The 1088-nt window shown below is 65.4% G+C and carries 1 protein-coding gene; it reads left to right on the top strand.

Annotated features, from left to right (window positions below; all coding sequences use genetic code 11):
- Positions 1-94: 94 nt before the first annotated feature.
- Positions 95-1088: IS481 family transposase (locus tag EHW97_RS15155; RefSeq protein ID WP_124238009.1), on the top strand; the 994-nt coding region annotated here is incomplete at its 3' end.

Below are 1088 nucleotides of genomic sequence, written 5' to 3'. Positions count from 1 at the left end.
TGTGATGTCCAGGGACGTTGTTTCTCTGGATAGGTGAAGGCCTCCGGGTGAGAGTGGAGCTGTCTAGGTTCCGTTTCGCACCGAGGAGGCCTTCATGGTCCACGCTAACGCTGCCCTCACACCACGAGCACGTCTTCGTCTGGCCCGTCTGATCATCGAGGACGGCTGGAAGCCGTCGGAGGCGGCCAGGATGTTCATGGTCTCGACCGTGACCGCCCGCAAATGGGCAGCCCGGTTCCGTGCTGAGGGACCGGCCGGGATGGTCGACCGGTCGAGCCGGCCCAGGTCTTGTCCGCACCGCACTCCCGAGCACGTCAAGCGTCAGATCGTGACCCTGCGTTGGCGCCACCGGCTGGGGCCAGTGCAGATCGGAGGCCGGCTCGGACTCGCGCCGTCAACGGTGCACGCGGTGCTGGTGCGCTGTCGCTTGAATCGGCTCCGCCACATCGATCGGGTCACCGGGGAGCCGATCAGGCGTTACGAGCACCCGCGTCCGGGTTCGCTGATCCACGTCGACGTCACCAAGTTCGGCAACATCCCCGACGGCGGCGGTTGGCGCTACGTCGGAAAGCAGCGCGGCTATCGCAACAAGGCTCAGACAGCGTTGCGGACTGGCCGGACACCAAAAGGCCACCCGAACATCGGCACGGCATTCCTCCACACGGTGATCGATGATCACTCCCGCGTCGCATACGCCGAGTTCTGTCCCGATGAGACCGCAGCCAGCGCCATCGGTGTCCTGCAGCGAGCCGTCGAGTGGTTCGCCGACCGCGGCGTCACCGTCGAACGCGTCCTGTCCGACAACGGCAGCTGCTACCGGTCACACGCCTGGCGCGACGCCTGCCAAGCCCTCGAGATCACCCACAAGCGCACTCGCCCCTACCGACCGCAGACCAACGGGAAGATCGAACGATTCCACCGCACCCTCGCCGATGGCTGGGCCTACGCACGGTTCTACAGATCAGAGGCAGAACGCCGAGCCGCCCTGCCGGGCTGGCTGCACTTCTACAATCACCACAGGCCCCACTCCGCGCTCGGAGCACTACCACCCATCAGCAGGATCGAGAACAACCTGCCTGGACATCACA

Origin of the sequence: Aeromicrobium camelliae (assembly GCF_003850045.1) — a bacterium.
Lineage (GTDB): Bacteria > Actinomycetota > Actinomycetes > Propionibacteriales > Nocardioidaceae > Aeromicrobium > Aeromicrobium camelliae.
Note: the sequence above shows the minus strand (reverse complement) of the source record. Positions and strands in the feature narration are given on the sequence as shown.